The 20,660-nt window shown below is 66.8% G+C and carries 21 protein-coding genes; 9 read left to right on the top strand and 12 right to left on the bottom strand.

Annotated elements, in window-relative coordinates; genetic code table 11:
* Positions 1 to 94 precede the first annotated feature (94 nt).
* Positions 95 to 946, top strand: a complete 852-nt coding sequence (locus ACQR1L_RS20835) for an SDR family oxidoreductase (protein ID WP_434859789.1) — start codon at positions 95 to 97, stop codon at positions 944 to 946.
* A gap of 11 nt (positions 947 to 957) precedes the next feature.
* On the opposite strand, the gene ACQR1L_RS20830 is transcribed toward ACQR1L_RS20835, so the two are convergent.
* Positions 958 to 1,614, bottom strand: a complete 657-nt coding sequence (locus ACQR1L_RS20830; RefSeq protein ID WP_434859788.1) for a TetR/AcrR family transcriptional regulator — start codon at positions 1,612 to 1,614, stop codon at positions 958 to 960.
* A gap of 87 nt (positions 1,615 to 1,701) precedes the next feature.
* Here ACQR1L_RS20830 and ACQR1L_RS20825 point away from each other — a divergent pair, with 87 nt between their 5' ends.
* Both ACQR1L_RS20825 and ACQR1L_RS20820 read left to right on the top strand, forming a co-directional pair.
* Complete coding sequence (locus ACQR1L_RS20825) at positions 1,702 to 2,634, top strand: SDR family NAD(P)-dependent oxidoreductase (RefSeq protein WP_434859787.1); 933 nt, start codon at positions 1,702 to 1,704, stop codon at positions 2,632 to 2,634.
* A 117-nt stretch (positions 2,635 to 2,751) separates the two neighbouring features.
* Entirely contained in the window at positions 2,752 to 3,231 is a 480-nt protein-coding gene (locus tag ACQR1L_RS20820) for a hypothetical protein (protein ID WP_434859786.1), read from the top strand.
* A gap of 91 nt (positions 3,232 to 3,322) precedes the next feature.
* Here ACQR1L_RS20820 and ACQR1L_RS20815 read toward each other — a convergent pair whose 3' ends face one another.
* From ACQR1L_RS20815 to ACQR1L_RS20800, 4 genes are all read right to left on the bottom strand, one after another.
* The gene (locus tag ACQR1L_RS20815) at positions 3,323 to 3,949 is read right to left on the bottom strand and encodes a hypothetical protein (RefSeq protein WP_434859892.1); all 627 of its coding nucleotides are present in this window, start codon (positions 3,947 to 3,949) and stop codon (positions 3,323 to 3,325) included.
* 184 nt (positions 3,950 to 4,133) lie between these two features.
* On the bottom strand, positions 4,134 to 4,400 hold the full coding sequence (locus ACQR1L_RS20810; protein ID WP_434859785.1) for a hypothetical protein: 267 nt from the start codon (positions 4,398 to 4,400) through the stop codon (positions 4,134 to 4,136).
* A gap of 96 nt (positions 4,401 to 4,496) precedes the next feature.
* Positions 4,497 to 5,465: an NAD(P)H-dependent flavin oxidoreductase gene (locus tag ACQR1L_RS20805; protein ID WP_434859784.1), complete on the bottom strand. Its 969-nt coding sequence runs from the start codon at positions 5,463 to 5,465 to the stop codon at positions 4,497 to 4,499.
* A gap of 56 nt (positions 5,466 to 5,521) precedes the next feature.
* A complete protein-coding gene (locus ACQR1L_RS20800) occupies positions 5,522 to 6,121 on the bottom strand; it encodes a hypothetical protein (protein ID WP_434859783.1) in 600 nt (199 codons plus the stop codon).
* A gap of 154 nt (positions 6,122 to 6,275) precedes the next feature.
* Between ACQR1L_RS20800 and ACQR1L_RS20795 the strand changes: the two genes are divergently transcribed.
* Positions 6,276 to 7,838, top strand: coding sequence for an AMP-binding protein (locus ACQR1L_RS20795; protein ID WP_434859782.1), 1,563 nt, complete (start codon positions 6,276 to 6,278; stop codon positions 7,836 to 7,838).
* 1,190 nt (positions 7,839 to 9,028) lie between these two features.
* Here ACQR1L_RS20795 and ACQR1L_RS20790 read toward each other — a convergent pair.
* Positions 9,029 to 9,316 carry a hypothetical protein gene (locus tag ACQR1L_RS20790; protein ID WP_434859781.1) on the bottom strand — a complete coding sequence of 96 codons (288 nt, stop codon included), beginning with the start codon at positions 9,314 to 9,316 and terminating at the stop codon, positions 9,029 to 9,031.
* Positions 9,317 to 9,320: 4 nt separating this feature from the next.
* Positions 9,321 to 10,157: a hypothetical protein gene (locus tag ACQR1L_RS20785; protein ID WP_434859780.1), complete on the bottom strand. Its 837-nt coding sequence runs from the start codon at positions 10,155 to 10,157 to the stop codon at positions 9,321 to 9,323.
* Positions 10,158 to 10,398: 241 nt separating this feature from the next.
* Here ACQR1L_RS20785 and ACQR1L_RS20780 point away from each other — a divergent pair, with 241 nt between their 5' ends.
* Positions 10,399 to 10,800 carry a hypothetical protein gene (locus ACQR1L_RS20780; protein ID WP_434859779.1) on the top strand — a complete coding sequence of 134 codons (402 nt, stop codon included), beginning with the start codon at positions 10,399 to 10,401 and terminating at the stop codon, positions 10,798 to 10,800.
* 122 nt (positions 10,801 to 10,922) lie between these two features.
* Here ACQR1L_RS20780 and ACQR1L_RS20775 read toward each other — a convergent pair whose 3' ends face one another.
* A complete protein-coding gene (locus ACQR1L_RS20775) occupies positions 10,923 to 11,333 on the bottom strand; it encodes a DUF1801 domain-containing protein (protein WP_434859778.1) in 411 nt (136 codons plus the stop codon).
* A gap of 213 nt (positions 11,334 to 11,546) precedes the next feature.
* On the opposite strand from ACQR1L_RS20775, the gene ACQR1L_RS20770 reads away from it, so the two are divergent.
* Positions 11,547 to 13,238, top strand: a complete 1,692-nt coding sequence (locus ACQR1L_RS20770; RefSeq protein WP_434859777.1) for a methyl-accepting chemotaxis protein — start codon at positions 11,547 to 11,549, stop codon at positions 13,236 to 13,238.
* 287 nt (positions 13,239 to 13,525) lie between these two features.
* Here ACQR1L_RS20770 and ACQR1L_RS20765 read toward each other — a convergent pair whose 3' ends face one another.
* The 4 genes from ACQR1L_RS20765 to minC are packed head-to-tail and all read right to left on the bottom strand — an operon-like array spanning position 13,526 to position 16,118.
* Positions 13,526 to 14,299, bottom strand: coding sequence for a thioesterase family protein (locus ACQR1L_RS20765; RefSeq protein ID WP_434859776.1), 774 nt, complete (start codon positions 14,297 to 14,299; stop codon positions 13,526 to 13,528).
* A gap of 21 nt (positions 14,300 to 14,320) precedes the next feature.
* Positions 14,321 to 14,596, bottom strand: coding sequence for a cell division topological specificity factor MinE (gene minE / locus ACQR1L_RS20760; RefSeq protein WP_009029981.1), 276 nt, complete (start codon positions 14,594 to 14,596; stop codon positions 14,321 to 14,323).
* Entirely contained in the window at positions 14,593 to 15,408 is an 816-nt protein-coding gene (gene minD / locus ACQR1L_RS20755; protein WP_315722251.1) for a septum site-determining protein MinD, read from the bottom strand. The genes minE and minD overlap by 4 nt, the downstream gene beginning before the upstream one ends.
* Positions 15,409 to 15,428: 20 nt before the next feature.
* Complete coding sequence (minC, locus tag ACQR1L_RS20750; protein WP_434859775.1) at positions 15,429 to 16,118, bottom strand: septum site-determining protein MinC; 690 nt, start codon at positions 16,116 to 16,118, stop codon at positions 15,429 to 15,431.
* A gap of 523 nt (positions 16,119 to 16,641) precedes the next feature.
* Here minC and ACQR1L_RS20745 point away from each other — a divergent pair.
* The 3 genes from ACQR1L_RS20745 (at position 16,642) to ACQR1L_RS20735 (ending at position 20,592) form a co-directional block, all read left to right on the top strand.
* Positions 16,642 to 17,277 (top strand): hypothetical protein, encoded by a 636-nt coding sequence (locus ACQR1L_RS20745; protein ID WP_434859774.1) that lies wholly within the window; start codon positions 16,642 to 16,644, stop codon positions 17,275 to 17,277.
* 41 nt (positions 17,278 to 17,318) lie between these two features.
* Positions 17,319 to 18,935 (top strand): ABC transporter substrate-binding protein, encoded by a 1,617-nt coding sequence (locus tag ACQR1L_RS20740; protein WP_434859773.1) that lies wholly within the window; start codon positions 17,319 to 17,321, stop codon positions 18,933 to 18,935.
* A 133-nt stretch (positions 18,936 to 19,068) separates the two neighbouring features.
* On the top strand, positions 19,069 to 20,592 hold the full coding sequence (locus ACQR1L_RS20735; RefSeq protein ID WP_434859772.1) for an ABC transporter substrate-binding protein: 1,524 nt from the start codon (positions 19,069 to 19,071) through the stop codon (positions 20,590 to 20,592).
* The last annotated feature ends 68 nt before the right edge of the window (positions 20,593 to 20,660 follow it).

Here is a 20,660-nt window from a genome sequence, read left to right as displayed (position 1 = left end):
GTCGCAGACGGCACGTCATTTGATTTGCACTGGCCGCCCAGGGACGGCTAACTCGGGTCCGAGTCCATTCGAGCAGCTCCGGTCCAGCGCAGGCATGAATCTCTTCGTCATCGGCTTCGGCTATAGCGTCCAGCGCTTCGTCGCCATGCATGGCAGCGCCTTGGCACGGATCGGCGGCACGGTGCGCAGCGCCGAGACACGCGCGCAACTGGCGCCCCATGACATCGATCTGTTCGACGGCACGGTGCCGGCCGCGGCGACGCTGACCAAGGCGGCCGAAGCGGATGTCGTGCTGATCTCGGCGCCGCCCGGCGCAGGCGATGATCCGGCGCTGACGCATTTCGGGGATGCGATCACGTCGGGCCGCGCACGCGTCGTCTATCTCTCCACCGTCGGCGTTTATGGCGACCACCAGGGCGCCTGGATCGACGAGGACACGCCGCTGGCGCCGGAGCAGGACCGGGTGCAGGCGCGCGTCCGCGTCGAGCAGGAGTGGAAAAGCCGGATCGGCGACCGGCTGGCGGTGCTCCGGCTCGGCGGCATCTACGGTCCCGGCCGCAACGCGCTGGTCGAGCTGCGCGCCGGCCGCGCGCGGCGCATCGTCAAGCCGGGCCAGGTGTTCAACCGCATCCACGTCGACGACATCGCCGGCGCGATTTGGGGCGCGATCCGGCGCGAGACCGGCGGCGCCTGGAACATCGTCGACGACGAGCCGGCGCCGCCGCAGGACGTCATCGCCTACGCCGCAAAGCTGATGGGCATCGCGCCACCGCCGGAGCTGCCGTTCGACAGCGTCGACCTGTCGCCGATGGCGAAGAGCTTCTACGCCAGCAACCGCCGCATCCGGAACAGCAGGGCCAAGCAGGACCTTGGCCTGGTGTTCGCCTATCCGACCTATCGCGCCGGGCTGGACGCGCTGTGGGCGGCAGGCGAAGGGCGGAGCTGAGCAAACACGGCTCAGGAGACGGCTGCGCAGGCCGCGCGCAGCCCGCGCCCGAACAGCCGCAAAGCCCCCTCTTCCGGCCCGGCCTCGCCGTCATGGCCGGCGAGCGAGCCGTCGATCCGGAGCATGGCCAGCCCATGCGCGAGCCCCCAGGCCGCCACCGCGGCCTGTTCGAGCGCTGCCGCCGGAGCAGTTGAACCGAGAAATTCCGCGAGAGCCTGGCGCAAAGGCGCAAACGTCGCCCGCTTCGCGGCGGAGACGTCGGGGTGAGCGTGCCAATCGTTCACCCCGACGCCGAACATCAGGCGGTAGAGCTGCGGCTGCCTCACTGCGAAACGGATGTAGTCGAGGCCGAGGCCGGTGAGCCGATCCTCCCCGGCCGGCCAGCGCGCCGCGGCCTCGGTCTGCGCGGCGGCCAGGGCAACGAAGCCGGCCTCCGCGATGGTCGCGAGCAGGTCCGCCTTGCCGGCGAAATGATTGTAGGGCGCGGATTGCGACACTCCGGCCGCGCGTGCGACCGCCCGGAACGACAGCGCCTCCGCCCCCTCCTGCTCGAGCAGGCCGGTCGCCGCCCCGATCAGCGCACGTTTCAAGTCGCCGTGGTGATAGGGCCTGCCCTGGGCCTGGGAGGGCGGTGTCGTGGACGGCGTTTTGGCAGGCGGCTTGGTCATCGCAAATCAATGTTGACAGTGATCATATTCGGTCTGATGATGTTAACACTGCTCATATCCAGATGAAACCAGACCGGGAGCCGATCCATGACCAAAGCGAACATCTCTCCGCCGGCGTCGTCCATGACCTCCCGGCGGAGCGCCCTGGCCGGCGCCGCCGGAGGGCTCGCGCTGGGTGCGATTGCGGGCGCCGCGGCGGTGGCGCAGGCAAGCCAACGTCCCGCTCCGACCATCATCGCAGCGCCGAAGCGGTTTGCCGGCAAGACCGTGCTGATCACCGGCGCCACGTCAGGGATCGGCCGCGCCGCCGCGATCGCTTTCGCCCGCCAGGGTGCGGCCGTCGTGTTCTGCGGACGGCGTGAGGAACTGGGCCGCGAGCTCGAAGCCGAGATCAAGACCCAGGGCGGCCGCGCGCGCTATATCCGGGCCGACGTCCGTGTCGAAGCGGAGATGCGCGACCTCGTGGCGCAGACCATCGCGAGCTTCGGCAGCCTCGACATCGCTCTCAACAACGCCGGCATCACGATCGAAAAGCCGCTGCACGAATACGAGGCCGGTGACTGGAACGACATCGTCGACACCAATCTGCGCGGCGTGTTCTTCGCCATGAAATACGAGATCGCCGAGATGCTGGCACGCGGCGGCGGCACGATCCTCGTCACCTCGTCCTCGGTGGCGCATCGCACGGGGCCGCGCCGGAGCATCTACACGGCAACCAAGGCGGGACTGATCGGGCTGATCAGGTCGGCGGCGCTCGACTACGCCGACGACAACATCCGCATCAACGCGATCCTGCCGGGGACCACCGACACCGCGCTGGTCCGCCGCGTGGCCGGCACGGAAGGCATGCCGGATGCGGCGTGGCAGATCGCCGCGACGCAATGGGCTCGCGCCAAGATGCCCGGCCTCAAGCGCATGGCCTCGCCCGAGGAAATCGCCGAGTTCGCCGTCGCCATGGCTTCCCCCGAACTGACCTACACGACCGGCGCGGCGCTGAGTTCGGACGGCGGCAGCGGCTGAGTTTTTGAGAAACCCCACGAAACCTTTCGCACCATCGGCGATTGCCACGAACAGAGATTGTCATGCGGGGCTGACGCGACTGGACGTCGCATCCCCCTCACACGAAGGATGTTCGACATGCAAGGCGATCAACCCATCAGTTGGCTGATGTTCTTCACCCTCGCCGCCGGCATCGTCATTGCCGCCGGCGCATTCCTCGCGTTCCTGCGTTCGCGCCAGAACCGCGAGATCGCGGCGGTCGCACTCGAAGGCGATGGCCGCGGCCGCGGCATAGCGCCCTCAGGCGCACTGCCCGAGATCGGCGGCATGGTCGTGCTCGGGCTCGTCGTCGCCGGCCTGCTGGTCGCCGGCTACCAGAGCGGCGGCGCGACCCGCTTTGCCGGCGGCGACAAGCCGACCGCGGTTCCGACCGCGCCGACCAACACCGACCGCGGCACCACCGTGGGCGCCGGCGCGGCGATCACCCCGCCGCAGGCCCCGACCATGACCCAGCCCGCCCGGCCCGATCCGGACCTGCGCACCGCTCCCGCCTCGTCGCCGACCGGCGCTGGTCCGGAAAGCGGCGGTCATCCGGAGGCCAATCCGCCGGCCCGCTGAAAAACACCCGAAACGCATGAAGGCCGCGCTTGGCGCGGCCTTTTTCATTTGTTTCATGTGGCAACGCTGGCCGCGTGACGTCACGCCGGCCTCAGATCGCGGAGGCCACCTTGTCGAGGCCGATGGTGCGGGCGAGCCGGCGGACTTCGTCCTTCTGGTCCTCGCGCAGCTGCCACAGCAGCGGCATCGCCGCGGACTTGAGCTGCTGCACCTCGTCCGAATCCGGATCGATCGCCACCGCGCCCGGCTTGGCGGCGCCCTGCCGCGCGGTGTGAATCTTCCTGGCGACCGCACGCAAAGCGGTCTCCACCGCCGGCCAATAATATTCCTGGCTCGAGGACAGCCGCAGCCGCTCCTTGATGCCGGCGATCTGCGTGTCCGACAGCAGCGAATAGGCCTTCTGCACCTCCGGCTTCAGCGGCGCCGGCGCCGGCTCGCTCTTGGCGAGGATCTTGGACTTCGGCACGATCGGCTCGGCGGTGACGGCGGCAGCCGCCGGCGCCTTCGGCATCTCCGGCTCGGCCGGCGCATAGGCATAGGCCTGGCGGAGCGACGCCTTCGAGGCGGCCGCCTGCTGCTTCTCCTCGGGGGCCGCAAGTGTGACCATCGCGAGGCGATCGCCCTTGGCTTCACGGTTGGAGGTCGGGCTCTTGGCCACCACGGCCGGCATCATCGCACCGGCCGAAGGCACGCTGTCCCGCATCAGGACGCTCGTCACGGCGGCGCCGGCGATCAGCACGCCCAGCAAAGCGACAAAAGCGATCGACTTCGTCACGCACATCTCCGTATCCCGGCCGACAGGCCGCACTTTGCCGTAAAGTGGGAGTTAATTAAGGCTTTACGATGCCACAGAAACACCCGGGCCACCATTCCGCCCTGTGAACATGGCGGATATTTTTTTCTCAGGCCGCCGAAGACAGCTCGGCAGGCATGTCCAGGTCATAGGCCGCCTGGATGTCGGCGACGATGTCGGAGGCTTCCCACAGCGCTTCGGGTTCCACCGAATGCAGGCTGATGGTCCAGTTCCCGCCACGGGCGGTGCGCGCAACACTCATGATGTCGAACTGAACGTTTCGGCAGAGCGGATGCCGCTGCAGGGCGTGTCCGACCCGGATCCGGATCTCTTCGAGCGTCGCCCGCTCCTTCTTATCCACCCACGCCAGTCCCATTGCGCATTTCCACCTCATTCAACTCGGTGGATTGTGAGACCGGATGGTTAATGCTGACTTAAGTTGCCGCCCTCGCTGACTGAACTACACGGTGTTCTATCCCGGCAAGCCGGCATGACGGTATTCATCTGCCGTGCGCGCGACGAGCTCGGCCACGGCGGGAATGTCGGTGACGCCCGACGTCGCATGGCCGGCGCTCCAGATGTCGCGCCAGCGCGTCGGCCGCCGCTCGCGCGCGCCGATGTCGATGTCCTTGCCGATCTCGATCGCTCCGCGCGCCGGCAGATCGTCAGGATCGAGCCCGGCGGCGACGATCGAGGGCCTGAGCATGCTGGTCGGCAGGCCGGTGAAGGCCGAGGTCAGCAGCACGTCATCGGCGGAGCTCTCGACCAGCATCGCCTTGTAGCGCGGATCGGCCATGCTCTCCTGCGTCGCGATGAACTTGGTGCCCATGTAGGCGAGCTCGCAGCCGAGCACTTGCGCCGCACGCAGCGCGACGCCGTCGCTGATGCCGCCGGCGAGCACCAGCGGGCCGTCGAAGAAGCCGCGGACCGCGCGCACGAAGGCGAACGGATTGAGCCAGCCGGTCTGGCCGCCCGCCCCCGCCGTCAGCAGCACGAGCCCGTCGGCGCCGGCCTGGACCGCGCGCTCGGCATGACGGATCGAGGCGACGTCGGCAAACACAAGCGCACCGGCATCATGCAGCGGCGCGATGACCGGCGTCGGCGAGCCGACCGAAGTGATGACGAGCTCGGGCTTGTGCCGCAGCAGCACCGCGAGATCGTCCGCCAGCCGCGCATTCGACCGGTGCACGATCAGGTTGGGGCACGGCGGCGCGGCCGCGGCGCCGCCGACCTCGCCCGCGCGCGCAAGCCGAGCGCGAATCTCGCGCAGCCACGCGTCGAGTTCGTCTGACGTGCGGCAGTTGACGGTGGGGAACGCGCCGATGACGCCGTTCAGGCAGGCCGCGCTCACCAGCTCGACGCCCGAGACCAGAAACATCGGCGCCGCGATCAGCGGCAATCGCAGCCGCGCGCGCAGGCTGGCCCATCTCGTCTGCTGCACCGCGTCTCCTCCCTGGTCCGTGTTTGACCAAGGGATAGCGAGGCGGCGTCGCGCGATCAATCGTCGCCGAAGAAGCTGAAGCGCGGCCCGTCCATGCCGACCGGCTGCGCCGCATAAGTCCGCGGCGTGGAATCGTCGCGCACGGCCTGCTCGACCGCGCGCAGATCCTGCTCGCGACGCAGACGGCGGCGTTCGACATATTGCCGGTGCCGCTCGGCGCGACGCTGCTCGGCCGTACGCTTTCGGTCGGCCTCGCGCGATTTCTGATCCGCATCCGGCGCCTTGTCCGCAACTTTCTCCGGGCCGCTGCTCTGCGATGTGTCTTGCGCACCGGGCGCGGCTTGAGCCGCGGCCGCCGTAACCGGGGAGGCCGACGGCTGCGCCGCGGGCTCGGTCGACACCGGCGTGACCGGAGCCGGTTCTGCGGCGGCCGGCGCAACCTTGACCGGCGTGATCGCAGCCGCCTGGGTGGCTACGAGATAGGACGACGCGGTCGGGCTCGGTGAGGCTTCCGGCGCCGGACGCTCGGCGCGGGCTTCGAGCACAGGCGTCTTTGGATTCATCTTCTCGGCGATGACGAGCCCGCCACCGAGACCGACTGCGACGGCGATCGCAACCGTTCCCGCGCCTGCAAAGAAAGCTGTCGAGCTGCGCATGGCCGTACTCCCTGATTGTTCGGGCGGGCAACGCGGCGCGCGCGACGATGTTCCGGACGGCATCGTGACGCGCTTGAGCGCGACCCGCATTCTGATAGCTTTCGTCACAAGCCATGCGACGCAACAACGATCGCGGCATTCGGGAGGACGTTCCATGAGCCATCAGCTTCATTCGTTTCCGGTCGTCTGCGAGCAGACCTTGCTGACGCTGTCGCGGCATCCGACGCGCACCGCCTTCAGCTGGCCGGATGGATCGTTGTCCTATCAGGGCGCGATCGACCTGATCGGGCGGATGCAGGGCGTGTTCATGCGGCTCGGCCTGCGGCCGGGAACATGTGTCGCGTTCCTCACCGCGAACCGCGCCGACACCTGGTGCGCCGGCATGGCCGCACAATTGTCGCGCCTCGCGATCACCTGGCTGCATCCGCTGGGCTCGCTCGAGGATCAGCTGTTCCAGCTCGCGGATTCCGAATCGCAGGTGCTGGTGATCGATGCGGCGGCGTTCCGCGACCGCGGCGGCGAGCTGGCCGCACGCGCCGATGGAGTCCGGCACGTCTTCACGCTCGGACCGGCCGGATATGGATCGGACCTGCTGGCGGCCCTCGATCAGGCCGGCCATGCCACGGCGCGCAATTTCGCCATGCCGGACGATGTCGCGACCTTGAACTACACCGGTGGCACCACCGGCAAGTCGAAGGGCGCGCTGCGTCACCACCGCGAATATGGCGGCTTCGCCCCCGCGATCCTGGCCGACTTCGAGATCCCCGAGCGCGCGCGCTATCTGACGGTGGCGCCGATCAGCCATGTCGCCGGCACCAAGGTGCTGCCGACCCTGATGCGCGGCGGCACCGTCCACATGCTCAAGGGCTTCGATCCCGAAGCCGTGCTGAAGACGATCGAACGTGAGCGCATCAACTTCACCCTGTTCGTGCCGACCATGATCTACGTGCTGCTCGATCATCCGGCGCTGGCTAAAACCGATCTCTCCTCGCTCGAGCTCGTGCTGTACGGCGCCTCGGCGATGTCGCCGACGCGCCTCGTCGAAGGCATCGAGCGCATCGGCCCGGTGTTCTCGCAGCTCTATGGCCAGACCGAATGCTATCCGGTCTCGGTGCTGCGCAAGGCCGACCACGATCCGAAGCAGCCGGAGCTGTTTTTGTCGTGCGGCTTCCCGATCGCCGCCTGCGAGGTCAAGATCCTCGATGACAATGATCAGGAGGTCGCGCAGGGCGAGGCCGGCGAGATCTGCGTGCGCGCGCCGCATGTCATGACGGAGTATTGGAAGCGGCCCGACATCACCGCCGAAACGTTGAAGAACGGCTGGCTGCACACCGGCGACATCGCCCGCCGCGACGAGCGCGGCTACATGTACATCCTCGACCGCAAGAAGGACATGATCGTCTCCGGCGGCTTCAACATCTTCCCGCGCGAGATCGAGGACGTGCTGACTCAGCACGCCGACGTCGCAATGTGCGCGGTGGTCGGCGTGCCCGACGACAAATGGGGCGAGGCCGTCACCGCGATCGTGGTGCCGCGCGCGGGGGCGCAGCCTGACGCAAATGCGCTGATCGAGCTGGTCAAAGCGCGCAAGGGCTCGGCGCATGCGCCGAAGCGGATCGAGTTCGTGAAGGAGCTGCCGGTCACGGGGGTGGGAAAGATCGACAAGAAGGTGCTGCGCGCGCGGTATTGGGAAGGGCGCGGGCGGATGGTGGGGTAGCGGCGCGGCGACGCGGCTATATTCCTTCGTCATTGCGAGCGAAGCGAAGCAATCCAGGGGCGGCACGCATGGCCCTGGATTGCTTCGCTTCGCTCGCAATGACGGGGGTCTTACGAACGACCGAGTCACGACGGCGGGATGGCGCGGATGTCTGATCAGCCCCACCTGCCAGCGCCGCACTCCCCTGTCGTCCCGGGCAAGCGCAGCGCGACCCGGGATCCATAACCACAGCAGGATGTGGTGAGCGAAGCTGGATCGACAAGCGTGCCTCATGCGTCGGCCTGTGGTTATGGGTCCCGGCGTTCGCCGGGACGACAGCGGAGTGCGCCGGGCGAGTTGCGAACACGGCATCGCAGCCTCGCGGCGCATCTGCGTCCGAGTCTTGCTGCAGTCGTCCCCTCCATCGGAACGGAGGGTGCAGGGAAGGCCAGGCCTCGACCGAGGCCTGCGGTCCGCGTGCAGCAAACAAAGCACGCGGCAGAACCACAGGTTCGGCCGGACAGACCCGGCCCTCCCTGCGCGATGGGTTGACGGATTATACGCAGTCTCCCCGGCGACCGGGCTTGTTTGCCACCGTAGCGACAACGCGTTTCATGCGTTGCGCAGACCTCAGCGTCGGGAGGCCAGGACCCTGCGACTTCACCGTCCGCGACGAGACGTACGTCGGCATGCTCAGAGCACGCTGCGCCTCATCGCGGCCACCGCCTCCCACCCCAACGCGTCGTGACGTTCGCGAAGCGCCCCTCGTGGATGAGGCGGGATGCGGAGAACATGAATTTCGGAAAATACAAAGACAATTATTTTTCGCGCGGCGTCTGGACAGGCCAAATCAGCTTGAACCAATTGGGGAATTCGACGTGTCGGCGCACGGCCTGTCGTTGTCCCGATCGTTCTTCAACAGCGATGAGCTCGAGCCCAAATGTGGTCGTCGGGCAAATCAAGACATGGCAGGCCGTAGGGTGGGCAAAGCAGCCGCCCGCAGGGCGGTCGCGTGCCCACCGCGCATCCGCATCGGTGGTGACGATGGTGGGCACGGCGCGCGATAGCTCGGCGTCGCAAGCAAGTAGCTGGGCGCGCCTTTGCCCACCCTACGGTACTGAGTTGTTTGACAGGGGTCGCGCCTCACCCGCCGCTGTCGTCCCGGACGAGCTACGATGCGCGCGAGCGCATCGGAGGGCCGATCCGCAAGTTCACAGGGCCCCGAACGCATCACGCGACGGAGCGAGCGGCAGCCAATCCGGAATCCGCCGCTTGGCGACCCAATACGGTCTCCACAGCGCGCGCCAGGTGGCGAGGTCGAACGGGGCCTCCCCCCGTTTGATCATGGGTGGGTCGATCAGCGCGAGATCGTGCAGGTGCAGCCAGCGTCGCGCCGCCCACCACAGCTCACGAGACACGGCCGCATTGCCGGGCCCCGTGAGCTGAAAGATGTTCAACAAAGGATCGCGCCAATGACGGCCGACCTCGAGCGTCGCCACACGTTCACCCCGGCGGCGCACGCTCCACAGCCGCGCCCGACCATGAGCAATGTCGCCGCCATAGGTGCGGACACAATTGCGCATGGCGACCGCCTCCCCGATCAGATCGGAAACATCCGAGAGCGGCCGGAACTCGTAGTCGCCGATGCGGCCAGGATCGAGCCACATGTCGCTGACCGGCCGTTGACCGAGGTTGAGATGCAGCGACGTGCCTGCGCCAATCGAAGGCGGCCGTCAGCGCGGCGTCGAGCCTGATGTCCGGCGTCCACGGCCGCTCGATCAGTCCGTGAGCGAAGCAGCCAGGCTGTCCGGAGAACCAGATCCACAGCGCCAGCAGATGCGCGCGCTCCCGCCTCACCATCTTCGGCACGCGGACCAGTTCGCGCGCGATCCACACCGCGGCCGGCTCATGCGCGAGCGCGGCCATCTCGGCCACGAGCTGCAGCCAGATCGGCATCAGCTTCGGCGATCGCGGCAAGTGATTGCCGATCTGCCGCCGGAACAGTTCGCCGTTCGGCCGCGGGTCGATCGGACGGATGAACGCCTCCGGCGGCAGCTTGCGCAGCCACACCGGCAGCGCCGCCAGGGCAGCGGCGATGGTGAGTGAGCGTCCGGCGATGACGCTGGCGATCGCCGGCTGCGGATCGATCGTCCGGCGCGGCACCGCCAGCGCGAACAGCAGCGCCGGAAAGCTCACCGCAAGATCGGCGAGATGCGGGTGCCGCATCGCGCAGGCGCGGACGCGGGATTGAAAGCGAGACGAATAACGCCGCAGCCGGCGTTCGCACAGCGACGAACGCACCAGCTCCCGGCGGGGAGCAAGCAATAGATGAGATGTCATGACACGACTGTTCAAACGCAGGCCAGGACGGCCGCGGGCTTTTTGATGAAGTGTGAAATCGTCAAATCGTAGCCGGGACAATCATCCCGGCGCCTGCGTCAATGATCGCGCAGCGAGCCCGGGAAGCGCGTGAGTCTGGACATCGTCGCCTCCTGCGTTGAAGTTGAGTGAGCGTTCATTATCCTGTTTCTCGTTCCTACGCAACTGAGCGTGGGCACTCGACCATGAGCGAAGGGGACCGATGGCCTGGGATCGCGTCTATACTGTCAACGACTACTACGACGGCCCGCGTCTCGGCTTGGCGGACGTCGACGGCGTTCCGCACATTTACGAGGCGGAATTCGACCATAGCACGGAGGACTATGGCGACACGTATTTCGTCTCGCCGGTCGACCCGCAGCTCTTTGCTCTCATCGTCGAAGACTGGGACATCTGGCTGCGCTGGGACGCGGCGTTCAAGCGAGGCGAGGTCCCGCATCACACCCATCCTGCTCTGCCTGGCGACCGGGAACGACATGAGGCGCTGAAGATTGCCATCGGTGATCGCCTGAAAGCCGACCGCGCGCGTGCTCGATACAAGCGGGCTCGCTTTGGCGTATCGCCGGCCCGCGAGACGATCGTCGCGTGGTCCGACATCGATTGATCTGACATGAATGGATTGATCAGGACGCGGTCGGGTGCCGTGCGAGCACCTTACCAGTCAGAAGAGCGCGCTCGACGCCATGCTGCATCATAGGGAGCCGAACGCTCATGCCTCCGCGGAGCCTACCGCTTCCCCTTGGTCGCATTCAGCTTCACCGCGGCCCGGATCAATTCCTTGAACGCGGTCTCGTCGATCTCGTCGCCTTCGTGAATGTCGATGGCGCGGCGGACGTTGCCGTCGAGGCTGGCGTTGAAGAGGTTGTTCGGATCAGGCAGCACGGCGCCCTTGGCGAAGGTCAGCTTGAGATAGGCCTTGTAGCTCTCGCCCGTGCAGATGATGCCGGCATGCGACCACACGGGAACGCCGCGCCATTTCCATTCTTCGACCACGTCGGGATCGGCCTGTTTGATCAGGCCGCGGACGCGCGCCAGCATCGCGCCGCGCCAGTCGCCGAGTTCCTTGATCCTTGCGTCGATCAGTTGCGAGGCCGACGCCTCGTGAGGTTCCGCGGCCGCACCCGGCTTTCTCATCATCCTTGCCCCTCCCTGCACTCGTTGAACCGTAGTTCTACGGCCAGCATACTCTGCACAACTTTAGGGCAAAGTTTAATTGTTCGCGCGCTAATCACCGCAAGCCCCATACGGCGACTCAACGACGAGCCACCATCCGCAGACGAGCCGCGCGCTGCTCTGCCCGGGCCTATCCCCCCATCGATCCTCCCGGACCGACCCGATTTGGAGTTGCTCATGTCGTTCTTTTCCAACCTGTCCATTCGCAACAAGGTTCTCATGGCGTTCGGCGTGGTGCTGCTCACTGCGATGGGGCTCGGCGGCTTCTCGATCGATCGCCTGTCGAGCGTGAACGGCTCGGCGGCGGAAGTGCGCGACAACTGGCTGCCGGCCACTGGATGGATCGGCGCCATGGCGAAGGCTACGGAACAATATCGCAGCCGCGAGGGCCAGATGCTGATGGTGACCACGGCGGCGGAACGAAGCCAATACGAGAAGTACATGACGGACGCCCATCAGTACTTCGAGAAGAACTGGCGTCTCTACGAGCCGACGGTGACGACGCCGGAAGAGAAGGCCATCGTCGCGGCCTTCAAGAGCTCGTGGGATGCCTATCTCACCGATGGCAAGCAGTTGCAGGAGTTGATTGGCAAGAACCAGATCGAGGCCGCCAGGGCGCTGTTCCTCGGCCGCATGCGGGACACTTTCGCCGGCGTGCGCAAGGCGCTGGAGCAGGACCTCGCGTTCAATGTCGAGCAAGGCAAGAAGGAAGCCGACAGGGGCGCAGCCGTCTATACGTCCTCGCGGATCTGGATCTTCGGCGTGATCGCGCTGGCCGCCCTGCTCTGCATCACCATGGGCTATCTGATCGTGGCCGGCGTGGCGCGGCCGATCACCGCGATGACCGAGGCGATGCGCCGTCTCGCCGGCGGCGACATGCGGGCCGACATCCCCGGCGTGGGCCGCAAGGACGAGATCGGCAACATGGCCGGCGCCGTGCAGGTGTTCAAGACCAACGCGATCGAGACCGAGAAGCTGCGCGCCGAGCAGGCAGAGGCCGAGAAGCACGCGGCAGCGCAGCGCAAGCGCGACATGAACGAGCTGGCCAACCGCTTCGAGGGCGCCGTCGGCGAGATCATCAACACGGTCTCCTCGGCGTCGACCGAGCTCGAAGCCTCCGCCACGACCTTGACCTCGACCGCCGAGCGGACGCAGCAGCGCACCACCACGGTGGCCGCGGCCTCCGAGCAGGCGACCGCCAATGTGCAGTCGGTGGCGTCGGCGACGGAAGAGTTGAGCTCGTCGGTGACCGAGATCAGCCGGCAGGTGCAGGACTCCGCGCGGATCGCCAACGAGGCGGTGGATCAGGCGCGCAAGACCAATGACCGCGTCAGCGAGCTGTCGAAGGCGGCGGCGCGCATCGGCGATGTGGTCGAACTGATCAACACCATCGCCGGCCAGACCAACCTGCTGGCGCTGAACGCCACGATCGAGGCGGCGCGCGCCGGCGATGCCGGCCGCGGCTTCGCGGTGGTCGCGACCGAGGTCAAGGCGCTCGCCGAGCAGACGGCGAAGGCGACGGGCGAGATCGGCCAGCAGATCGCCGGCATTCAGGCGGCGACGCAAGAGTCGGTCGGCGCCATCAGGGAGATCAGCGGCACGATCGAGAAGCTCGCCGAAATCTCATCGACCATCGCCGCGGCCGTCGAGGAACAGGGCGCCGCCACGCAGGAGATCTCGCGCAACATCCAGCAGGCCGCGCAAGGCACGCACGAGGTGTCGTCCAACATCACCGACGTCCAGCGCGGCGCCAGCGAGACCGGCTCGGCCTCCACGCAGGTGCTGTCAGCGGCGCAGTCGCTGTCACAGGACAGCAACAAGCTGAAGCTGGAGGTGGGACGGTTCCTGAGCACGGTGCGGGCGGCGTAACGGAGAGATCATTCTAAGTGGCCCCGCTCTCGCCGCGACAGCGGTGAGCTCCCCTCCCCCTTGCGGGGAGGGGTTGGGGGTGGGGGTCCCCGGGCGATGAACGTCGTGAGTAGCTAGATTTACTGTGCGTAGCCTCGCGTGGGAGCTTCGCTCCGCGCCCTACGACTAATAGCGGAACTCGGAGACCCCCACCCCCGACCCCTCCCCGCAAGGGGGAGGGGAGCGCACCGTTTGCGGGGACAAAGCGCCGCCAGATCACGATCGAGACGCGATCGGGTGCACTCCCCTCACCGCTTCTCGATCACCAGGCTCTGCACCACCCGTCCGAAATACCCCCTCACATCCCCCAGCCGCGCCATTGCCAGCCCCGCGCCGTCCGGGCCGATCCAGCTCTCGGCGTCCAGCAAAATCCATTCGCCGACCGGCTCGCGGGCCATGTTGACGGTGAGGTCGGCATTGAGGAACGTGTAGCTGTGGAAGTCGAGCGCGGCCGAGGTGCCGTTGCAGAAATCGCTGGCGACCACCGCGCGCATCGCTTGCGACACCGCGTGTCCCTCGACCAGCGGCCAGTCGACGCGATACCAGATCGCGCCGGGACCGCGCACGCCGAAGCGGCCGCGCGCGGCGCGCAAGGTCATGCCGCGGACGAAGGGGCTGGTGGAGAAATCGGCGGGCTCGGGCTGGGCGTCATCAGGGCCGACGAGATCGACCGGCAGCTCGCGGACATCCTCCGGCAGCGGCACCGCATCCTGCCTGATCTTCAGCACCGTCGCCGTGACCACCACCGTATCGCCGGCGCGCAGGCGCACCGCACAGAGCTGGATCTTGCGGCCCTCGCGCAGTACTTCCGTCTCGACCGTCAGTTCTGCGAGCGGCACCGGGCGCATCAGATCGATGGTGACGCGGGCGATGCGCATCGGCGACTTGGTCGGGATGCGTTCGGCCGCCCAGACGGCCAGCGCCGAGGGCGCGGACCCATGCTGCATGGTCGGATCCCAGGGTCCGGCGGCATCGGGGCTGACGGTGACGCTGTTGTCCGCGACGCGGAAGATCGGCCGCATCAGCGCACGCCTCGCCACGTCTCAGCCGGCGCTGGCAAAGGCGCGATCGGCGCCGTTCGGCAGTTCGATGTCGACCTCGAGCGTCGAGACATGTTTCCCCCGGTCCATGCGGACGATGACCTTGTCCGGATCGAGTAGCACATGGCGCGAAACCACGGCGAGGATTTCCTCGCGCAGCTGCATCAGCAGATCGGGCTGGCCGCGCAGGCTGCGCTCATGCGCGAGCAGGATCTGCAGCCGCTCGCGCGCGACCGGCGCCGAGGCTGCACGTCCGGTAAAGAGCCGCAATACGCTCATGCAGCCCTCCGTCCGAGCAGCAGGTTCATCAGGCCCTTGCGCTCGGTCGGGATCTGCATCTCGACCTGCTCGCCCAGCAGGCGCCGCATCGCGTCGTGATAGGCGCGCGCCGGCGCACTGGCCGGGCTGTTGAGCGTGACCGGGCAGCCGACATTGGAGGCGCGCAGCACGTCCTGGCTTTCCGGCACGATGCCGAGCAGCGGCGTCGCCAGGATTTCCAGCACGTCCTCGATCGACAGCATCTCGCCGCGCGCGGCGCGGCCGGCATCGTAACGGGTGATGAGGATGTGCTTCTCGACGCGCTCGCCATTCTCGGCGCGCACGGTCTTGGAATCGAGCATGCCGATGATGCGGTCGGAATCGCGCACCGACGACACCTCCGGATTGGTGACGATCAGCGCCTCGTCGGCATAGCGCATCGCGAGCATGGCGCCGCGCTCGATGCCGGCGGGACTGTCGCAGATCACCCAGTCGAAGCTCTTGCGCAGCTCGTGGATGACACGGCCGACGCCGTCCTCGGTCAGCGCGTCCTTGTCCTTGGTCTGCGAGGCCGGCAGCAGCCAGAGATTCTCCAGCCGCTTGTCGCGGATCAGCGCCTGCGGCAGCTTGGCGACGCCATGCACGACGTTGATGAGATCGAACACGACGCGGCGCTCGGCGCCGAGCACGAGATCGAGGTTGCGCAGGCCGACGTCGAAATCGACCACCACGACCTTCTCGCCGGCCTGCGCCAGCGCCGCGCCCATCGCCGCCGTGGTGGTGGTCTTGCCGACGCCACCCTTGCCCGACGTCACCACAAGTACTTTCGCCATTTTTCGAATCCTCCTGCTACTCAGTTCAATGCAACGATCTTCATGGAATGACCTTCGAGCCGCGCCTGGGCGGCTCGGCCGCGCAATGCATCGTCGATCTGTTCGGCGGTCTGGTAGTAGCCGTCGATCGCGACCAGCTCGGCCTCGATCTTCTGGCAGTAGATGCGCGCCGCGGAGTTGCCGTTGATGCCGGCCATCGCGCGGCCGCGCAGCGCGCCGTAGATGTGGATGGAGCCGCCGGCGACGATCTCGGCGCCCGACGACACCGCGCCGAGCACGGTGACGTCGCCGTCGGGAAACACGATCGACTGGCCGGAGCGCACGGGCTGATCGAGCAGCAGCGAGGTCGGCGGCTGCAACGCCGGCTTCTCCGGCTCGATCTCCTGCACGGCGCAGTGGCGGCCGCCGGACAAGAGCGGCGGCATGCCGGGCGACAGCCGGCCCGGCTCGACGCCTTCGAGGCCGAGCACGCGGATGTTGCGCGCCTCGATGCTCTTGACGAGATGCGTGATCGCGAGCGGGCTCAGGTCCACCGCGGAGAGATCGAGCACGATCGGCTTGCCGACGAAGAAGCCGGGCGAGCCCTTCAGGGTCGCGTCGAGCTCGTTGAGCCAGTCGGCGATCGGCACCACCGGCGAGAACACGAAGGCGACGTAGGAGCGCCCGCGCAGACGAATAAGAGGACGTACCGCTTCAGCGCTGGCACTCATGACCATCCGACCCAACCCTTCTTAGTGATTGGTTAACTGTCGGCGCCAGATGGTTAACGGATGGTTAAATCGCGGCTAAGTCGCTCGAAAATCGACAGACGCACGCCTGACATGCTTCGATGATGATCGAATCGAGGCCGAATCTTGGCGCGATTGAGACGCAAATTCCGAACATCTGCGTCAAGACCTGTCATGCCTCATTTCGATCACATCATGATGATAACTTTAACGTACATATAATTCGGAGCCGATGGCTTTAGGCGGTTCCGATCAATTGACACTCGTCAGGGGGCGGGGCATGGGATCGAGGGAGGCGCTAACGGTACGTTCACCGTACTCTGGCGCCAGGCAGGACAAGGCCTTTGGCGTGCGATCGCTGATCGACGCGAAGCGCCCGATTCTGCAAAGGATTCCGGCTGAACTGACGTGGCAGACGCGCTCTCGCACCTGGCTCGAAAACTGCTCTCACGACCGTGGCAGAAGCGCATCAGTTTACCGGAATCGAGCGTCAGAGGAGTAGCGTATGAGTTCGTTGAGTGAACAGAATCCGATGAACCCGCAAGACCCGCTGCACTATGCGCCGCGGTGGCTGCGGGAACGCCCGGAAGCAGCACGTCTATCTCTCGTCGGTGACACCGCCAAGGCAGCGGAGGCGGCCGAGCGTCCCGCTCCGGGACAGCAGGGTCCACTCGATGCTCGCCTGGAGACCGCCGTGTTCGAATCCCTCCGCCAGTCGCTGAATCCGCAGGTCATGCGCGAGCCGCCGGATCTCGAGCGTGAGCGCGACCGCCGCTCGGTCGTGTTCAAGATCGCCGGCCGTTTCGCCGCCGCCACCGGCGTCGCCGCCGTGGTCGCGCTGTTCTTCGTCAACATCGTCCCGGTGTGGCGCCAGCCCGATGCGAGCTCGTCCTTCGTCGCCGCCGTGCAGTCGATGAAGTCGCTGCCGCCGGTCGCCGCCGACGTGCAGGACGTCAAAGCCGACCAGACCAGCGCGCTGCCCGAGCGGGTCGAGCCGCCGGCCCCTGCCCTGACGCAGTTCAAGTCGCTGCTCGCGGACGCTCCGGCGCCGGCGGCAGAGGCCGATACGTCCGAAAAGCCGATGCTGCAGCAGTTCATGCAGTGGAACCAGAAGACGGGTCAGATGGAGCGGGTTCGCTAACCCTCTACGACTGATCCGTTTCCAACACCTTACAGGCGACGATGACCGACGTCCTACCGCAGAAAGCGGCAGCACGCCGAACGCAGGCTCACGCCCGTATCGCAGCCGCCCTGCTCGCGACGCTGATCGCGAGCGGAGCCGCGCCGAGCGGAGCCGTTGCTGCGCCCGGCGAAAACGTGAGCGTGGCGCGCCAGCTCGGCGGCCGCGTCGGTCCGATCATCGGCGCCGCGCTGGCCTGCCGCGACATTGCGCGTCCGCGCATCCAGGCCATCCTTGAGAAATTCCAGCTCGTCATTCGCGAGGCCGCAAGCAGCGAGGCCGATCGGGACGAATTGACGCGCCTGCTCGACAACTACGTGGCGGAGGGCCGCAGCCTCGTCACGTCGGGCCGGATGGATTGCCCCGGCGCCGAGCGCCTGCTCGCCGATCTCGAACAGTCGATCGCGGCGCCGCCCACGAACAGGCCGATCGTGAGCTTCGGGCCGGCCATGGCGCAGGCTGCGACGACGCCGGCCCAAATGCTGCCGCCCGCCGGCAACGTCCGCGGCGTGACGCAAAGCGAGATCAAGCTCGGCATGGTGATCCCCTATGCCGGGCCGGTGAAGGAGACCGGGCGGCTGCTGAAGGTCGGCATCGAGGCCGCCTTCAACCGCGTCAACGAGGCCGGCGGCGTCAACGGCCGCGTGCTGAAGCTGGTCACCGCCGACGACGGCTATGATCCGGCGCGCACGCTCGATGCGATGAAGCAGCTCTACGACAATGAGCAGGTGTTCGGCTATATCGGCAATCTCGGCTCCGCCACCGCGGCGGTCGCGATCCCCTACGCGCTCGAGCGCCGCGCGCTGTTCTTCGCGCCCTATACCGGCGCCAACGTAGTGCGCCACGACCCGCCGGACCGCTACGTCTTCAACTATCGGCCGAGCTATGCCGAGGAAACCGACGCGCTGGTGCGCTATCTCGTCAAGATGCGCCGGCTGCAGCCCAGGCAGATCGTCGTGTTCGCGCAGAACGACGCGTTCGGCGATGCGGGCTTCGCCGGCGTCGCCAAGGCGTTCCGCGCGCTCGGCGCCAGCGACAATTCGATCGTGCGGGTCAACTATCCGCGCAACACCGTCGAGGTCGACGACGCGATCAATCAGTTGAAGCTGCTGAAGACGCCGGTCAAGGCCGTGGTGATGCTGGCGACCACCCGCGCGGCCGCCAAGTTCATCGAAAAGGCCCATGGCGTGTTTCCGGGCGCGATCTTCGCCAACATCTCCGCGGTCGGCGGCTCGGCGCTCGCCAGCGAGCTGCTGCTGCTCGGACCGCGCTACGCCGACGGCGTGATCGTCACCCAGGCGGTGCCGGGCGTCTCCGGCTATTCCAGCCTGGTGCTGGACTACAAGAGCGCCCTCGCCAAGTACTTCCCGGGCGAGCCGCCGGACTACACATCGCTCGAAGGCTACATTTCCGCGAACATCCTGATCGAGGGATTGAAGCGCGCCGGCCCGAGCTTCGACACCGAGCAGCTGGTCGAGACGCTCGAGAACATGCGCAACATCGATCTCGGCCTCGGCGCGCAACTCGGCTTCGGGCGGGCCGAGCACCAGGCCTCGCACAAGATCTGGGGCACCGCACTCAACGAAAGCGGGACCTACCAACCTGTCGAACTTGAATAGGATACCGCTGGAGGCAGCACGGTCCGGACGACGACGACGACAAATCGACGACAGAGAAACCCCACATTAATTCGAAATGCCGCGAATAGCAGAACAATGAGGGTTGGAAGCAACTGAGAAGGTGGATAGTTCGATGGCCATTCGTTGGTCCGCGTTGATCCTGGGGGGCCTGCTCGCCGCTCCCTTCGGCCCCGCTCTGGCGGCGGCTCCCGACGTCGTCCGGGAGCTTGCGGGCCGTGTCGGGCCGGTCGTGGGACAGGCCTCGGCCTGCCCCGACATCGCGCAGGGCCGCGTGCAGACCATCGTCGACAAATTCCGCGAAGCGATCCGCCAGGCCACGACGAACGATACCGAGCGCGACCTGCTGACGCGCACCTTCAACGGCTACATCGCCGAGGGCCGTAGTCGGACGGGGACCTCGCAGGCCACCTGCGTGGCGGCCGAACGTCAGCTCACCGAACTCGAGCGCTCGCTCGGCCAGCCGGCCGCAGCTACCCCGCCCGCCAAGGCGGACGCGACGATCGGGGCCGTCAGCACCGGGCCCGTTCGTGGCATCACTGATCGCGAGATCCGCTTCGGCATGGTGTTGCCTTTCACCGGCATCCGCAAGGAGACGGGCCGCCAGATGCGGCAGGGGATCGAGGCCGCGTTCGCCCGCGCCAATGATTCCGGCGGCATCAACGGCCGCACCCTGCGGCTGGTCGCGGCGGATGATGGATACGACCCAAACCGCACCCTCGCGGCGATGACGCAGCTCTACGACAAGGAGCAGGTGTTCGGCTTCATCGGCAACATCGGCACCGCCAACGCCCAGGTCGCCATTCCCTATGCGCTCGAGCGGCGCGCGTTGTTCTTCGCGCCAAACTCGGGCGCCGCCGTGGTCCGCCGTGACCCGCCGGACCGCTATGTGTTCAACTATCGCGCCAGCTATTCCGAGGAGGCGGCCGCGATCGTCAACTACCTCATCAAGCTGAAGCGCATTCCGCCCAAGCAGATCGGCGTCTTCCAGCAGGATGACGCCTATGGCGACGATGCCTTCGCCGGCGTGGCGAAGGCCTATCGCCAGCTGAACATCAGCGACGCCGTGGCGCGCTTCACCTTTCCGCGCGCCACGATGGAGGTCGACGATGCGATCAACAAGATCAAGGCGCACAAGCCCGCGCTGAAGGCCATCATCATGGTGGCGACGGACCGCGCCGCCGCGAAGTTCATCGAGAAGACACGCGATGCGATACCGGGCCTGATCTACGCCAACGTCTCCGCCGTCGGATCGACGTCGCTTGCGACCGAATTGAAGCTGCTCGGGCCGCGCTTCACCAACGGCGTCATCGTGACGCAGGGCGTGCCGGCGGTTTCGGGCTATTCGAGCCTCGTGCTCGACTACAAGAATGCGCTTGCCAAATACGCGCCCGGCGAAGCGCCGGACTACACGTCTCTGGAGGGCTACATCGCGGCGACCATCCTGATTCAGGCGCTGAAGCAGACCAATCCGCTCGACACCGAGCGTCTGGTCGACACGCTCGAATCGATGCGCAGCCTCGATCTCGGCCTCGGCACGACGCTCGCGTTTGGACGCGCCGAGCATCAGGCTTCGCACAAGATCTGGGGCACTGCCCTCGATGAAACCGGCACGTACCAGGCGATCGAACTTGAGTAGAATTAGCTTCGAAGGGGAAGAGGTGGTGGATTCGCTCCGTTAGCAGGTTCTAAAGCATGATCCGAGAA

It is taken from the genome of Bradyrhizobium sp. HKCCYLR20261 (assembly GCF_051168435.1).
In the GTDB taxonomy this organism is placed as follows: domain Bacteria; phylum Pseudomonadota; class Alphaproteobacteria; order Rhizobiales; family Xanthobacteraceae; genus Bradyrhizobium.
The sequence above is the reverse complement of the archived record's forward strand: the minus strand, read 5'-3'. Positions and strand labels throughout refer to the sequence as shown.

Bases quoted from the DNA above. Each gene is read 5' to 3' on its own strand.
- ACQR1L_RS20835 (WP_434859789.1), top strand. From the start codon at position 95: ATGAATCTCTTCGTCATCGGCTTCGGCTATAGCGTCCAGCGCTTCGTC.
- ACQR1L_RS20830 (WP_434859788.1), bottom strand. From the start codon at position 1,614: ATGACCAAGCCGCCTGCCAAAACGCCGTCCACGACACCGCCCTCCCAG.
- ACQR1L_RS20825 (WP_434859787.1), top strand. From the start codon at position 1,702: ATGACCAAAGCGAACATCTCTCCGCCGGCGTCGTCCATGACCTCCCGG.
- ACQR1L_RS20820 (WP_434859786.1), top strand. From the start codon at position 2,752: ATGCAAGGCGATCAACCCATCAGTTGGCTGATGTTCTTCACCCTCGCC.
- ACQR1L_RS20810 (WP_434859785.1), bottom strand. From the start codon at position 4,400: ATGGGACTGGCGTGGGTGGATAAGAAGGAGCGGGCGACGCTCGAAGAG.
- ACQR1L_RS20800 (WP_434859783.1), bottom strand. From the start codon at position 6,121: ATGCGCAGCTCGACAGCTTTCTTTGCAGGCGCGGGAACGGTTGCGATC.
- ACQR1L_RS20795 (WP_434859782.1), top strand. From the start codon at position 6,276: ATGAGCCATCAGCTTCATTCGTTTCCGGTCGTCTGCGAGCAGACCTTG.
- ACQR1L_RS20785 (WP_434859780.1), bottom strand. From the start codon at position 10,157: ATGACATCTCATCTATTGCTTGCTCCCCGCCGGGAGCTGGTGCGTTCG.
- ACQR1L_RS20780 (WP_434859779.1), top strand. From the start codon at position 10,399: ATGGCCTGGGATCGCGTCTATACTGTCAACGACTACTACGACGGCCCG.
- ACQR1L_RS20775 (WP_434859778.1), bottom strand. From the start codon at position 11,333: ATGATGAGAAAGCCGGGTGCGGCCGCGGAACCTCACGAGGCGTCGGCC.
- ACQR1L_RS20770 (WP_434859777.1), top strand. From the start codon at position 11,547: ATGTCGTTCTTTTCCAACCTGTCCATTCGCAACAAGGTTCTCATGGCG.
- ACQR1L_RS20765 (WP_434859776.1), bottom strand. From the start codon at position 14,299: ATGCGGCCGATCTTCCGCGTCGCGGACAACAGCGTCACCGTCAGCCCC.
- minE (WP_009029981.1), bottom strand. From the start codon at position 14,596: ATGAGCGTATTGCGGCTCTTTACCGGACGTGCAGCCTCGGCGCCGGTC.
- minD (WP_315722251.1), bottom strand. From the start codon at position 15,408: ATGGCGAAAGTACTTGTGGTGACGTCGGGCAAGGGTGGCGTCGGCAAG.
- minC (WP_434859775.1), bottom strand. From the start codon at position 16,118: ATGAGTGCCAGCGCTGAAGCGGTACGTCCTCTTATTCGTCTGCGCGGG.
- ACQR1L_RS20745 (WP_434859774.1), top strand. From the start codon at position 16,642: ATGAGTTCGTTGAGTGAACAGAATCCGATGAACCCGCAAGACCCGCTG.
- ACQR1L_RS20740 (WP_434859773.1), top strand. From the start codon at position 17,319: ATGACCGACGTCCTACCGCAGAAAGCGGCAGCACGCCGAACGCAGGCT.
- ACQR1L_RS20735 (WP_434859772.1), top strand. From the start codon at position 19,069: ATGGCCATTCGTTGGTCCGCGTTGATCCTGGGGGGCCTGCTCGCCGCT.